The sequence below is a fragment of the Devosia ginsengisoli genome (assembly GCF_024707105.1).
In the GTDB taxonomy this organism is placed as follows: Bacteria; Pseudomonadota; Alphaproteobacteria; order Rhizobiales; family Devosiaceae; genus Devosia; species Devosia ginsengisoli_A.
Map to the genome: position 1 here is coordinate 60,878 of NZ_JANQAJ010000006.1, position 13,614 is coordinate 74,491.

Annotated in this window: 9 protein-coding genes and 1 pseudogene; 3 read left to right on the top strand and 7 right to left on the bottom strand. The window is 66.1% G+C overall.

Annotated elements, in window-relative coordinates; translation table 11 throughout:
• The first annotated feature begins 4 nt into the window (after nucleotides 1-4).
• Genes NVV79_RS03985 through solA form a run of 3 tightly spaced genes read left to right on the top strand, consistent with a single transcriptional unit; the run spans nucleotide 5 to nucleotide 4,416 of the window.
• Nucleotides 5-2,371, top strand: a complete 2,367-nt coding sequence (locus NVV79_RS03985) for a PIG-L family deacetylase (protein ID WP_303986531.1) — start codon at nucleotides 5-7, stop codon at nucleotides 2,369-2,371.
• Between the two features lies 1 nt (nucleotide 2,372).
• On the top strand, nucleotides 2,373-3,263 hold the full coding sequence (locus NVV79_RS03990) for a DMT family transporter (protein WP_303986532.1): 891 nt from the start codon (nucleotides 2,373-2,375) through the stop codon (nucleotides 3,261-3,263).
• Entirely contained in the window at nucleotides 3,247-4,416 is a 1,170-nt protein-coding gene (gene solA / locus NVV79_RS03995; RefSeq protein ID WP_303986533.1) for an N-methyl-L-tryptophan oxidase, read from the top strand. Before NVV79_RS03990 ends, solA begins: the two co-directional genes overlap by 17 nt.
• Before the next feature lie 108 nt (nucleotides 4,417-4,524).
• On the opposite strand, the gene NVV79_RS04000 is transcribed toward solA, so the two are convergent.
• From NVV79_RS04000 to NVV79_RS04030, 7 genes and pseudogenes are all read right to left on the bottom strand, one after another.
• A complete protein-coding gene (locus NVV79_RS04000; RefSeq protein WP_303986535.1) occupies nucleotides 4,525-7,029 on the bottom strand; it encodes a PIG-L family deacetylase in 2,505 nt (834 codons plus the stop codon).
• A gap of 227 nt (nucleotides 7,030-7,256) precedes the next feature.
• On the bottom strand, nucleotides 7,257-8,789 hold the full coding sequence (locus tag NVV79_RS04005; RefSeq protein WP_303986537.1) for a putative N-acetylmannosamine-6-phosphate 2-epimerase: 1,533 nt from the start codon (nucleotides 8,787-8,789) through the stop codon (nucleotides 7,257-7,259).
• Nucleotides 8,790-8,801: 12 nt separating this feature from the next.
• Nucleotides 8,802-9,771 (bottom strand): annotated as a pseudogene (locus tag NVV79_RS04010) (ABC transporter ATP-binding protein).
• A complete protein-coding gene (locus NVV79_RS04015; RefSeq protein WP_303986539.1) occupies nucleotides 9,771-10,778 on the bottom strand; it encodes an ABC transporter ATP-binding protein in 1,008 nt (335 codons plus the stop codon). Before NVV79_RS04015 ends, NVV79_RS04010 begins: the two are co-directional and overlap by 1 nt.
• 2 nt (nucleotides 10,779-10,780) lie before the next feature.
• Nucleotides 10,781-11,698, bottom strand: coding sequence for a dihydrodipicolinate synthase family protein (locus tag NVV79_RS04020; RefSeq protein WP_303986541.1), 918 nt, complete (start codon nucleotides 11,696-11,698; stop codon nucleotides 10,781-10,783).
• Nucleotides 11,699-11,716: 18 nt separating this feature from the next.
• Complete coding sequence (locus tag NVV79_RS04025) at nucleotides 11,717-12,601, bottom strand: ABC transporter permease (RefSeq protein ID WP_303986543.1); 885 nt, start codon at nucleotides 12,599-12,601, stop codon at nucleotides 11,717-11,719.
• Nucleotide 12,602: 1 nt separating this feature from the next.
• The gene (locus tag NVV79_RS04030) at nucleotides 12,603-13,562 is read right to left on the bottom strand and encodes an ABC transporter permease (RefSeq protein WP_303986545.1); all 960 of its coding nucleotides are present in this window, start codon (nucleotides 13,560-13,562) and stop codon (nucleotides 12,603-12,605) included.
• Nucleotides 13,563-13,614 lie beyond the last annotated feature (52 nt).

Here is a 13,614-nt window from a genome sequence, read left to right on the forward strand (position 1 = left end):
GCCGATGCTTACCACTCGCGAACGGCTGCGCCGCCAGGCCGCCAATCCCCACCTCATCGCCCTGCACAATGCCCTCGGACGGCTCGGCTCCCCGCTGACCGCCATGAATACCGGCGCGCATCCGGATGACGAGCACAATGGCATGTTGGCCACCTTGCGCCACCAATATGGCATGCGCATCGTGGTGGCCTGCTCAACGCGCGGCGAAGGCGGCCAGAACATTCTCGGTCCCGAACGTGGCGGCACCCTAGGCGTGCTGCGCTCGCGCGAGATGGAGGAAGCGGCGCGGGTGATCGACGCCGACATTGCCTGGCTCGGTCATGGCCCTGATGATCCGGTGTATGATTTCGGCTTCTCGAAATCGGGGCCTGATACGCTGGCGCGCTGGGGCGAAGACCGCACGATCGAGCGGCTGGTGCGTGCCTATCGGCAGTTCCGGCCCGATATCGTCATTCCCACCTTTCTCGACGTGCCGGGGCAGCACGGACACCACCGCGCGATGACCCAGGCGGCGGAGGCGGCACTGGCCCTGGCCGCCGATCCGGCTGCCTTCCCCGAACATGGCTCCGAGGGCCTGCTGCCCTGGCGGGTCGCCAAATATTACCTGCCGGCCTGGTCGGGCGGCGGCAATGGCTATTATGACGACGAGGTGCCCCCGCCCGCGGCCACGACAAGCATAGTCGCCAACAGCCTGGACGCTGCGACCGGCCTTGCCTATGACCGGCTGGGCGAAGTGTCCCGCGCCAATCACGCCAGCCAGAACATGGGCCATTGGCGCCATCCCGGTGAACAATCCTGGGCACTACACCTGGTTGGCGGCGCGACCGAGGCCGACATCACGACGGGCCTGCCCACAAGGCTCGCCGACCTGGCCGAGCTCGATGAGCTGGCCCAGGCCGATGCCGCCATGGCGGCGGCCAAAGCGGCCTTCCCCAATGGTCCGGCAGTGCTGAAGCACCTCATCTCCGCCCGCGCCGCCATCCGTGCCGCCGAAGGCCGCCTGACGGAAACCGCTCGAACCCTCCATGGCCATCGCCTCACTCGCAAGCTCGCGGAGATCGACGCCGCCATGGCGCTGGCAGCCAATATCAGCGTGCTGGCCAGCCTCTCTTCCGCCGATGTCGTACCCGGCGCCTCCCTCGACCTGATCGTCGAGGTCGAACCGGGCCTTGCCGACAGCATCGAGGTCGAACCGGTCACCGGCCCAATCCTCGACCCGGTTGCTGCCCGACGCGTGACCGAGGCAAAAACCATCCTGCCCCTGCAGCTCCGCACCAATGCCCCCGCTAGCAATGCCTTCGCCCCCGATTGGCAGACCCTGGGTGGCAATGGCGCCCTGTCCCTGCTCGTGCATGCCGATATTGCCGGCGAGCGCCTGTCGTTTCGGGTCGATACCGAGGAGCCCTTGCAGGTGGCGCCGCCCCATCCGCTGCAACTGACGCCCGAAGCACTCATCCTGCCGCTACCCGCCCATGGCCGGCACAGCATCGCCCTCAAGCCCGAAATCGACCCGGGGCGGCTGGCCATGGCAATGCCACCCGGACTGGCATTGGAGCGAGGCGACTCCGGACTCACGCTGGCAGCAGGCCCCGACCTGAAAGCGGGCCGCCACAGCCTGCCCCTCAGCGTCGATGGCCAGCCGGCCCATATCGTGACGCCGATCGCCTATCCACATATCGGGCGCACCCGCTTCGTGCAGCCCTTGACGCTCGATGTGCTGGCGCTCGACCTGACCCTGCCCACATCCCGTGTCGGCTATATCGGCGGCGGCAGCGATGGCGTGGGGCAGTGGCTGGCGCGCATGGGCGCCGATCCCATCATGCTCGATGCCGAAGCCCTTTCCGGTCCGCTGTCCGGATTGGACACGATCGTGGTCGGCATTTTCGCCTACGGCACCAGGCCCGACCTTGCCGCCGCCAATCCCCGGCTACGCGAATGGGTCGAAGCCGGCGGGCATCTGGTGACGCTCTACCACCGCCCCAGCGATGGCTGGGACCCCGACTCGACGCCGCCGCGTCATCTCGTTATCGGCTCGCCCTCCCTGCGCTGGCGCGTCACAAATCCGGCCGCACCGGTCACCATGCTGCTGCCCGATCACCCGCTGCTCGCCGGTCCGAACCGGATCACGGCAGAAGACTTTTCCGGGTGGGACAAGGAGCGCGGCCTCTATTTCGCCGCCGACTGGGACAAGGCCTATGAACCGCTGCTGTCGATGAGTGATGCAGACGAAACGCCGCTACTCGGCTCGCTCGTCTCGGCCCCTATCGGCAAGGGCCGCCACACCCATACCAGCCTCGTTCTCCACCACCAGCTCGACCGCCTGGTGCCGGGGGCCTTCCGTCTCATGGCCAATCTGCTGCAACCCGCCTGACATGCCTGATAACACCGCGCCTGGTATCGGCATGGCCTGGCTCATGGGAGACATGGTACTGGTCACCGTGATGACCGTGCTGGTCAAGCTCGGCGGGGCCGACTATCCCGCCGTGCAGATGGTGTTCATCCGCTCGCTGGTGGGCCTGGTCAGTGTCCTGCCCCTCGCCTGGCGGCACCGGCAGGCGCTGCGCCAGACCAAGCATTGGGGCCGCCACGCCTTCCGCGTCTTCTGCAATACGGCGGCGCTCAACGCCAATTTCGCCGCCCTGACCGCCCTGCCGCTGGCGCTCGCCAATGCCATCGGCTTCATGCGGCCGCTGGTGGTATTGGCGCTGGCCACATTCATGCTGGGCGAACGATCCGGCCCCTGGCGCTGGGTCGGCGCCGGCATCGGTTTTGCCGGTGTGCTGCTGATGGTTGCGCCGGGCGAAATCGCCTGGAATGCCGGCATCCTGGCCGCCCTGGCGGCCGTCGCCTTCGGCTCGCTGGCCACGGTGCAGACAAGGGCGCTCAAAGGCGAAAACACCACCATTCTCATGGTCTTCTACACTGTCGGGCTCACACTCTTCACCGCGATTCCTGCCGCCATCACCTGGCAGCCCGTCGCCCTGTCCGCCTGGCCGCTGCTGCTCGGCATCGGGGTGCTCGCCCAGATCGGGCAATATTGCTACCTGCGTGCCTATCAGGCGACACCGGCTAATGTGCTGGCGCCACTGGGTTATCTCTCCATCGTGCTGGCCAGCATTGCGGGCTATCTCGCCTTCGGAGAAATACCGGCCTGGACCACCGTGGCAGGCATCGTCATCATCCTCTTCGCCCTCGTCCTCACCGCGCGCCTCGACCGGCGGCATTCATCCAGGGAAGCCCCAGCAAATGCCCCAGACATTTGATGTCGCCGTCATCGGCCTCGGCGCCATGGGCAGCGCCGCGCTGTACCAATTGGCCCGGCGCGGCGCCCGGGTCGTGGGTATCGACCGCTATCATCCCCCGCACAGCCACGGCTCCACCCACGGCGAGACACACATTACCCGCCGCGGCATTGGCGAGGGCGAGGCTTATGTGCCCCTGGCCACCCGCTCGCACGAAATCTGGCGCCAGTTGGAGGCCGAAACCGGACGGGCCCTGTTCCACGAAGTGGGCAGCATCGTCATCTCCGAACATGACGACAATGTCGCCCGCCCCGGCCGCACCGGCTTTATCCGCCGGTCGTTGGCCGCCGCCGAGCGCTATGGCATTCCCCATGAGATTCTCGATGCCGACGAGATCCGCCGCCGCTTCCCCAATCTGGCGCCGGAAGATAGCGAGACCGGCTATTACGAACCGGGCGGCGGTTATCTGGTTCCCGAGAACTGTGTGGCCGCACAGCTCGACCGCGCGGAAAAACTGGGCGCCACAATGCAGCTCGGCCAGACAGTGACCGGCATCGACGCCAGCCCTTCGGGGGCGAGTATTCGCCTCGCTGACGGCTCGACCCTGTTCGCCGGCGAAGTTATCGTGTCGGCCGGCCCTTGGGCTCCTGGTCTGCTCGGCGCACCATTCGACCGCATCCTCAAGCCCACCCGCCAGGTGATGCACTGGTTCGCCCTCGCTCCCGACGCCACCCCCGCCTGGCAGGCTTCACCCGTCTTCATGTGGCCGCATGGCGAAAGCGAAGACGGCTTCTTCTACGGTTTCCCCTCGCTCGACGGGCTTTCCGTCAAGACGGCAGATGAATTCTATGGCGCAGCCAGCGACCCCGACCATATCGAGCGCCAGGTTCCCGAAAGCGACAGCCGCCGCATGTTCGACGCACATCTGCGCGGCCGGCTGGTGGATGTAACGCCCCGCCCAATCCGCACCGCGACCTGCATCTATACGGCCACGCCGGACAGCATGTTCCTCATCGACCGGCATCCGGAACACGGCAATATCCTGGTCGTCTCGCCCTGTTCGGGCCATGGCTTCAAGCATTCGGCCGCCATTGGCGAAAGCGTCGCGCAATGGGCGCTGGACGGAAGCTCGGCCATCGACCTGGGCAGCTTCTCGCTGTCCCGCCTGGTCTGATTCATCGACAAAAAGAAGCCTCCGACCGGGGGCGGTCGGAGGCTCTGCCGCCGTCGATGCGCGGCGCAAGCGGCCCGCGATGGGAGGATCGCGAGCCGGAGGGGTGGATCAGCGCTTGGCTGGCTGGATCAGGTTGGCCATGATCCGGAATGCACCGGGGGTCAGCTTGTCGAGCTGATGGTGCAGCACCAGGCTGGTATGGGTGTGGCGGCCTTCGCCGATCTCGGCCGAGAGCAGTGCCCCGGTCAAAGGCTCCTCGCCCGCATCGCTCATGGCGACCAGGGGCTTATAGACCTCGTCCCATTCCGACGCGAAATAGAGACCGCGTTCCTTGTCCCAATTGGCCCAGTCGTCCTCGGTGATGACGTTGGGATAATTGAACAGCGGGTGGTCGGGCTCCAGCACCGTCACCGGCGCCGCCGCGTCGGTCACGCGATAGCGGATCGAAGGCGAGCCGATCTTGAGATAGGCCAGCGGCACAGTATCGGTGTTCCAGCCATCCGAAGGACGGTGATAGAGCGTCACCAGGTGGCCGCCATTCTTCACCCATTCATGGATGCCCGGCAGCGCCGCGACGAGGTCGGTACGGCGTCCGAAGGCATAGATGCCCACCACCAGCGTATCGAGATCGCGATAGGCACCGGCCTCCATATCCGACGCGCTCAACTCCTTGAGATCGACGCCCAGACGCTTCAGCCAGATGCCGACATTGTCGTTGTTGCCGCCGATATAGCCAATCTTGCCTTCCGGAATGATCGCCCCGACCGACTGCACCGGCACGGCCACTTCCGTGGGCACGACCGAGCGGCCGATATGGGGATAGGAGAAGACATTGATGGCATAGGCCGGTTGGTCGAGCAGCTTGGGTGCGATGGTGATGCGGGCGGTGCCCAGGTCATCGGGCGGTGCCAGCTCGAACGTGCCGGCTTCGGCACCCATCTCGCCCTTTGCCGTCATCGACCAGCCCTCGGGCAGGTTGAAGTCGAGATCGGCGGTGGTTGCCCCCGAAACGACGGCGGTCATTTCCACCGGCACGATGTCCTTTTCGGTGTTGAACACCACCGCATCGGGCTGCAGCTCAAGCGAGGCGTCGGGCAACACGCGCAGAGCGTCCTCAAGGTCGATGTCGAGCACCGCCTTGTAGCCGGAAATATCGGCCGTCAGGCGCACGAAGGCATCGCCATTGCCGCCCAGGGGATCGAACTGCTCGTTGAGCGGGTTGGTGAGATCGGCATCGTCGGCCACGATGACCTTGACCCCGTCTTCGGTCGGCTCGCTGGTAATGCCCTCACGGGACACTACGGCCACGCTATCCACGGTCACGGCGTCGGGCGCATCGACCACGGTCTTGACCACGATATCCTGGCCCGGACGCAGGTCACCACCATCGGTGAAGGCGCGGACCTGCATGCCGGCGGCCGTTGCCAGCGCCAGGTTCACTTCCTTGATCTTGCGATCGAGGCGGTGGCCGGCATCCAGCTCCAGCTCTTCAGGCAGGCTGGCGCGGGCTTCGGCGATGGCCTTGCCGATTTCCACCAGCTTGCCCGAGACCACGGCAGGATCGCCATAGTCGGCAATAGCTTCGTCGATCAGGCCCTGGGCATTGCGCAGGGCATCGGCCGCAGCTGATGGCATGCCGTCGAGTTCGGCAATGTGACCCACCGTGGCGATCAGGCCGTCGCGGATGTCCTCTTCCTGCCTGCCGGCTTCGCCATTGGCGGCCCAGCTCAGGTTCAGTGGCCATTCGGTCTGCGGATCGGGACGCCAGGAACCCATGCCCTGCGTTTGGTGGCACACGCGGGACCATTCGCCCATCTGCGGGAAGGTGGCGCCGGAAATCGGATCGCGCTCGGGCGCGCGGATCACCAGCGTCTGCGGCGGGGGCGGGGTTTCGTCGTCATAGACGCCGCCACCGCCACCCCATGCCGGCTGATAGATCTTGGGAACGCTCCAGGGCTTCAGGCCCGCGGCGATCTGGTTGGGGAATTCTTCCGCATTGCCGGAAATCTCGGCCGTGACGAAGGTAGCGACGTTGGCTGCGCGGTGATGGCCGTGCTGGCCGCCCACATCGAGGAAGCAGTTCATGATCACGTCGGGGCGGTAATAGCGGAACGCCCAGGTCATGCGCTCGATGACGCGATCGCGGCCCCAGCGGTCGATGGTCTGGTTCGGGTCCTTGGAGAAACCGAAATCATGCACCGGATCGTGGTGGCCCTGGCCGCCAAAGGCCAGCGAAGCATCGAGCGCGCGCGAGGCTTCCGTCATTTCGCGCGTGCGCAGCACGCCGAGTACCGAGCCGCGTTCGGGACCGATGGCATTCTGCCCGCCTTCGCCGCGGGTGATGCAATAGAGAACCGGGCGAATGCCGTAGACGTGCCGCAGGGCCGCCAGCATGCCGCTGGGCTCATCGTCCGGATGCGCGCCCGTGGTCATCAGGGTCACCGTCGATGTCAGGCGTTCAAGCTGACGATACAGCTTGACGATGGCGGGCTCGCCCTTCTGGGCCGCGATCAGATCCCGGTCGGCCGCCGGAGCCGCCCAGGCTGGAATCTGCGTGGCCGCCAGCAAGGGCGGAACGGAGGCGATAAAGGTTCGCCGAGTCAAACGAGTCATTGGTCTTTTCCTCTCCAGAGACCGTCCGCAGCCTGACCCTCCACGGCCATTTGCGACAGTCGCATGAAGGACTATGCGAGCCTCATTAACTTAACTCAAGTGTGTTAATCAGATTTTTGCCCGCTTCTGGAAAATCGGTGCAAAATCCGCCGGGCAATGCCACGACGGATTGGCGCCTGGCTCAGAGCCGGCGCTACATAGATGGGAAATTCAGGAGTGGCAGCCGGTTAACGCGCGCGGCACAGATCGGCTATGCCGATAATTCCGGCGTCGCCGCCCAAGGCTGCCGGCCTGATCGCCGGACGCAGATGGTCAGGCTCCAGTAACAGCCTGGCGACCAGGCGGTCGCGAAATTGCGGCAGCATGCCGATGCCGCCACCCAGCACGACGACGTCAGGATCGACCAGTCTTTGCAAGTCGCCCAGCCCCACGGCCAGGTCCTCGATCGCCTTGTCGAGCAGCGCGACAGCCCAGGGCAGGCCATTTTCAACCGCCGCAAAGATCTCATGCGTCGTGGCGGTATGGCCAAGAGCGGAAGCGGAAGCTGCCATGCCGAAACCCGAAGCACGCGTCTCAAGGCGCTCGGCCTTCGGCGCGCCCCTGCTCTGGCCGAGGCTGCCCGCAAGGCCATTGGCGCCCTGTAGCAGCCTGCCCTGCAACACGATCCCGCCGCCGATGCCGGATGACACGGTCACGAACACCATGTCCTGCGCGCGCCCGGCCCCATGGCGATACTCGCCCCAGGCCGCGGCCTGCGCGTCGTTCAGCGCGATGGCCGGCACGCCGAACAGCGCCGTCAGCCGCTGCACCAGCGGCGTGCGATCAGGAATGGCCAGCGTGCGCGGATTGAGCGCCGACCAGTGACCGTCCTGCACGACGCCAGTCACGGCGGCGCCGACGGCGTCGTAGCGCCCCTGCCAGTCGGTGGCCAGCGCGCCGATCGTGGCGAACCACGTATCGGTGCCGACGCCCTGCGGCGTCGGTATCGCCTGCCGTTCGAGAATGCCCCCATTGCGGACCAGCGCCGCCAGCGTCTTGGTCCCGCCCACATCGAGTGCCAGCACCGTGGCGCTGCTGTTTCTGGCCGCATCATCCACCGCGGTGCGGAACCATTCGGTGACATGCTCGGTGCGCGTAATGGCCGAACCGACACAGACAGCAGAGGCGCCCGCCGCGATGGCCGAGGCTGCCGCTGCAGGCGTATTGTAGCGCCCTTCCGCCACAACCACCCCGCCCAGGCGGCGGCAGGCAGCCACGAAGTCGAGGTCGGGCTCGGCCGGAACGGGCCCGCCGGTGTAGCCGGACATGGTGGTGCCGAGAATGTCGAAACCGAGCTGTTTGGCGAGCCTGGCTTCCGCTTCCGTCGCCAGGTCGGCCATGGCCAGGCACCCGGCGGCATGAATGGCGGCCAGCAGGTCGGCGACCGACACCGGGCGGACCCGGTCGGTGCCGTCGACGGCGATCACGGTTGCCCCGGCTGCGGCCAGCGCCTCCACGTCAGCGATGAACGGGGTGATGCGCACCGGACTATCGGGCAGGTCGCGCTTGATGATGCCGATGATCGGCAGGTCGCAGGCCTTGGCCACCGCCGCCACATTGTCCGCCCCTTCGATGCGCAGGGCACGCGCGCCGCCATTGCTTGCGGCCTGGGCGAAGGCGACGATAGCGGGGATGGTGTCGAGCGGCCCGTCATCGACCGGCTGGCAGGAAACGATCAGGCCACCCTGGAGGTCGGTCAGGAATTGGGCATTGTGCGGCACGGATCGCTGTCCTCAGAGAATGTCGTCGCGGATGCAGGCGCGCAGATGCCCCGGCGCCACTTCGCGCAGAGCCGGAACGTCGCCGGCACAGGCCTCGACGGCAAACGGACAGCGGGTGCGGAACACGCAACCGGAGGGCGGATTGGCGGGGCTGGGAATATCGCCGGTCAGGATCTGCCGTTGCGGGCGCGTTGCCGGGTCGGGCGAGGGAATGGCCGAGAGCAGCGCGCGCGTATAGGGGTGGCTGGGTCTGGCATAGAGATCGGCGGCGGGCGCCATCTCCATGATGCGGCCAAGATAGAGCACGATCACCGTGTCGCAGATATATTCCACCACCGCCAGGTCGTGGGAAATGAACAGCATGGTCAGGCCGAGACGCACCTGCAAATCCCGCAGCAGGTTGATGACCTGCGCCTGGATCGACACATCGAGCGCCGATACCGGCTCGTCGGCGACGATGAATTCGGGGTCGAGCGTCAACGCGCGGGCAATGCCGATGCGCTGGCGCTGCCCGCCGGAGAATTCATGGGCGTATCGGTCGAAGGCGTCGACCGGCAGTTCCACCGCGACCAGCGCCTTTTTCCGCGCGGGCACGCCGTTCGGCCCGCGTGCCGATGCCCTGGATATCGAGCCCTTCGGTCAGGACCTGCCCAATGGTCATGCGCGGCGACAGGCTCGCGAACGGGTCCTGGAAAATATATTGCATCTTGCGCCGTTGCCGGCGCAATTGGTCGCCCGAGAGCGTGGTGATATCGACGCCATCCAGCATGATCTCGCCGCTGGTCGGCTCGATCAGGCGCAGCACCGAGCGGCCGATCGTGGTCTTGCCCGAGCCGGATTCCCCGACAAGGCCGACCACCTGGCCGCGGGGAATATCGAAGGAAATATCCTGCAGCGCCTTGACGACCGGCCCGCGGGAAAAGGCGGCCGGCTTGAAATGCTTGGAGAGGTTTCTGACCGATAGGTAGGGCTGTTGCGTCATCAGAGTTCCTGCCAGCGGATGCAGCGGCTTTTCTGCGACGGCGTCGTCTCGACCAAGGCGGGCATGGCGGCGCTGCAGGCGGCGATGGCATAGTCGCAGCGATTGGCGAAGGCGCAGCCCTTGGGCAGATTGCGCAGCGAGGGCACATTTCCGCGAATGGTGGGCAGGGGCGTGCCGGCGCGCTTGAGTTCGACCGCCTGGCCCAGCCTCGGCACCGAGCGCAGCAGGCCCTTGGTATAGGGGTGACGCGGATGGGCGAAGACCTCCGCCACGGGTCCGGACTCGACGATCCGGCCAGCATACATCACCACGACACGGTCGGCGATCTCGGCGACGACACCCAGATTATGGGTGACGAACAGGATGCCCATGCCGCGCTCGCGCTGCAATTTCTGCAACAGGTCGAGAATCTGCGCCTGGATGGTGACATCAAGGGCAGTGGTCGGCTCGTCGGCAATCAGCATGCGCGGGTCACAGGCCAGGGCCATGGCGATGGTCACGCGCTGGCGCATGCCGCCCGAAAGTTCGTGCGGATATTGCTGCGCCCGGCGGGCGGGGTCGGGAATGCCGACATCGGCCAGCAGGCGCACGGCATCGGCGGCGGCGTCACGATGCGACTTGCCCAGATGGATGCGGATCGGCTCGGCGATCTGCTCGCCAACCGTATAGACGGGATTGAGGCTCGTCATCGGCTCCTGGAACACCATGCCGATGTCATTGCCCCGGATCTCGCGCAGGCGTTCGTCAGGCATGGTGGCAAGGTCGACGACCTCACCGCTTTTTCGCGACAGCATGACCTTGCCTGCAGCAATGCGGCCCACCCGCCTGGGCAGCAGGCCCATCACCGACAGGCTGGTCACCGATTTCCCCGAGCCGGACTCGCCGACCAGCGCCACGGTCTCGCCCGCCGCAATGGTCAGTTCCATGTCCTCGACGGCGGCAATTTCGGCGCCGCCGATCCGGAACACGGTACGCAGGCCAGCAATGTCGAGGATCGGGGCGCCCATGGTCAGCCAAGCAATCCGACGGATTTGAGCACTGCATCGACCTTGACGGTTTCCTCGTCATTGAGGTGACGCTGCGGCCGGGCCATGGTGTTGTTGGCAATGATGCCCAGTTGGCGCATCGCCGTCTTGAAGGCGCCGACGCCGGCCGAACCGGCACTGGTGCGGGCCGTCGAAATCCAGACGATTTCGAACAGCTTGCAGAGCCGTTCCTGCTCGGCGCGCGCGCCGGCGAAATCGCCGGCCTGCACCAGGTTCCACAACTTCACATAACCATGCGGATCGACATTGGCGAGGCCCGGCACGACGCCGTGGGCGCCCATGGCCAGCACGCTGTCGACCACGATTTCCGAGCCGGTCATGCCGAAGAAATCGGCATCGTCCTTCATGTCGGCCAGCACATAGCGCAGGTTGCCGTCGTCGCCGCTCGAATCCTTGAGGCCGACGATGGCGCCTTCTTTGGCCAGCGTCACCGTGGTCTTGCGCTCCAGCTTCAGCCCGACGCAGACGGGAATGTCATAGGCGATGACGGGCAGGTCCACCGCATCCCTGATATAGCGGAAGTGGTCCACCGTCTCGGCCTGGTTGGTGCGCGTATAGAAGGGCGCGGTGACCACCACGGCATCGGCGCCGGCCGCCTTGGCGATGCGCGAGTGGTTGATGACGCGGTCGGTAGTGGGGTCGATCGTGCCGACCAGCACCGGCACCCGGCCATTGGTGATCTTGATGGCATGGTCGACAATGGCCTTGCGGGTCTCTGCATCGTGGAACACCACTTCACTGGTCGAGCCGAGCACGAACAGGCCGTGGACACCGGCGTCGATCATGTTTTCGAGCACGCGGGTGAAGGACGCATAGTCCACGGTGAAATCGGCGTGGAGTGGCGTTACGACAGGAGGGACGACGCCGGTAAACAAGGGCATTTCAGAAAACCTTCAGGGTCAGTTGAGAGCGGAGCGAGGGTCGAACGCGTCGCGCAGGCCGTCGCCGATGAAATTGATGGCCAGCACGGTCAGCACCAGCGCCGCGCCGGGGAACATCCATTGCCAGGGATATTGTTCGAGCACGACGGTGGAGCGCGCCAGGTTGAGCATGTTGCCCCAGCTGGCCTCGGGCGGCGCGATACCGAGCCCGAGGAAGGACAGCCCGGCCTCGAGCAGGATGGCATTGGCGACCTGCAAGGTGGCGTAGACCACCAGGATGTCGATGCAATTGGGCAGGCCGTGCTTGAACAGCAGGTGGGGCACGCTGGCGCCCATGCCGCGTGCGGCCACCACGAAATCGCGCTCGCGCAGTTCGAGCAGGCGGGCGCGGACCATGCGCGACAGGGTCGGCCAGGACAGCAGCGAGATCACCAGGATCGTCGGCATGATGCCGGTACCGGCAATCGAGGCGAGCACCAGCAGGAAGATCACTGGCGGCAGGGTCATGGCCAGGTCCACGAGCCGCATGAGCGAGGCATCGACGACCCGGCCGCCAAAGCTGGCAAAGGCGCCGACGAGGAAGCCGATGACGATGGAAATCGCCACCGAGACGACGGCCACGATCAGCGAGACCCGGCCGCCTTGCAGCAGCCGCGCCATCACGTCACGGCCGACGCCGTCGCTGCCCATCCAGTGTGCGGCTGAGGGCCCCTTGTTGAGCGCGCGCAGGTCGATGGCATTGGGCCCCAGCCCCCACCACCAGTCATAGGTGACGATGGCAATAAGAATGGGCACGAAGATCGCCAGCCCGACCAGGGCCGCGCGGTTGCCGAAGAAGCGCTCGATGGAACGGCGGGTCGGACCCTTGGTCCGTTCGATGGGGGCGGTCGCTGCATCACTCATGTCAGGCCACCTGGATGCGCGGATCGACCGCGGCGTAAGTGATGTCGGTCAGCAGGTTCACCGCGATCACGCAGGCGCCGACAATCAGGGTGGCGCACATGATGACGGGGTAGTCGCGCGTGTTGACCGCATTGACCAGCAGCAGGCCCATGCCCGGCCAGTTGAAGACGCTTTCGAGGAAGATGGCGCCGCCCACGGCAATGCCGATGGTTGAGCCGATCAGGGTGACCACGGGCAGCAGGGCATTGCGCGTGGCATGCTTGATGATGACCCAGAATTCTCGGACGCCCTTGGCGCGCGCCGTGCGCACATAGTCCTGGTTGAGCACTTCGAGCAGCGAGGAGCGCATATAGCGCATGATCAGCGCGGCATGGCCGATGGACAGCAGGAAGGCCGGCAGGATGAGATGCGACAGCAGGTCGGCGATCGAGAATGGAGCACCCGGCGTCAGCATGCCGCCCGAAGGGGCCCAGCGCAGCTGCACCGAGAAGAAGTAGAGACCGAGCAGCGCCGTCAGGAAGGCGGGGCTCGATATGCCGATGGAGGAGGTGACGGAGAGCGCAACGTCGGTCACCGAATTGCGCCGCACGGCGCTGATGATGCCGGCGGCGATGCCCAGCACGATGGCGATCAGCATGCCGGTGCCCATCAGCAGCACCGTCGGCCCGATACGCTCGAGCACCAGCGGCAGCACGGATACCCCGGCGCGCTGGGTGGAGAAGCCGAAATCGCCCGATATGGCGGCGCGCAGCCAGCCGAAATATTGCACCGGCAGCGGCTGGTCGAGGCCGAGCCGGGCGCGGAGCGCGGCAAGCTCATCCATCGAGAGCGGCGCGGCAGGATTGATATAGGCGTCGATCGCATCACCCGGCGCCAGGCGCAGCAGCATGAAGACGAGGACGCTGAGGGCAATCAGCATCAACAGTCCAATGCCGATACGGCGTGCGATGTAATTCAACATGGCCAGGTCCGGTGTGGAAGCGGGTGGGCGGCGCGGAGTGACCGCGCCGCCG

What these genes read in the sequence shown, in the direction of transcription:
- solA (WP_303986533.1), top strand. Translation starts at nt 3,247, where the DNA reads ATGCCCCAGACATTTGATGTCGCCGTCATCGGCCTCGGCGCCATGGGC.
- NVV79_RS04015 (WP_303986539.1), bottom strand. Translation starts at nt 10,778, where the DNA reads ATGGGCGCCCCGATCCTCGACATTGCTGGCCTGCGTACCGTGTTCCGG.
- NVV79_RS04020 (WP_303986541.1), bottom strand. Translation starts at nt 11,698, where the DNA reads ATGCCCTTGTTTACCGGCGTCGTCCCTCCTGTCGTAACGCCACTCCAC.
- NVV79_RS04030 (WP_303986545.1), bottom strand. Translation starts at nt 13,562, where the DNA reads ATGTTGAATTACATCGCACGCCGTATCGGCATTGGACTGTTGATGCTG.
- NVV79_RS03990 (WP_303986532.1), top strand. Translation starts at nt 2,373, where the DNA reads ATGCCTGATAACACCGCGCCTGGTATCGGCATGGCCTGGCTCATGGGA.
- NVV79_RS03985 (WP_303986531.1), top strand. Translation starts at nt 5, where the DNA reads ATGCTTACCACTCGCGAACGGCTGCGCCGCCAGGCCGCCAATCCCCAC.
- NVV79_RS04000 (WP_303986535.1), bottom strand. Translation starts at nt 7,029, where the DNA reads ATGACTCGTTTGACTCGGCGAACCTTTATCGCCTCCGTTCCGCCCTTG.
- NVV79_RS04025 (WP_303986543.1), bottom strand. Translation starts at nt 12,601, where the DNA reads ATGAGTGATGCAGCGACCGCCCCCATCGAACGGACCAAGGGTCCGACC.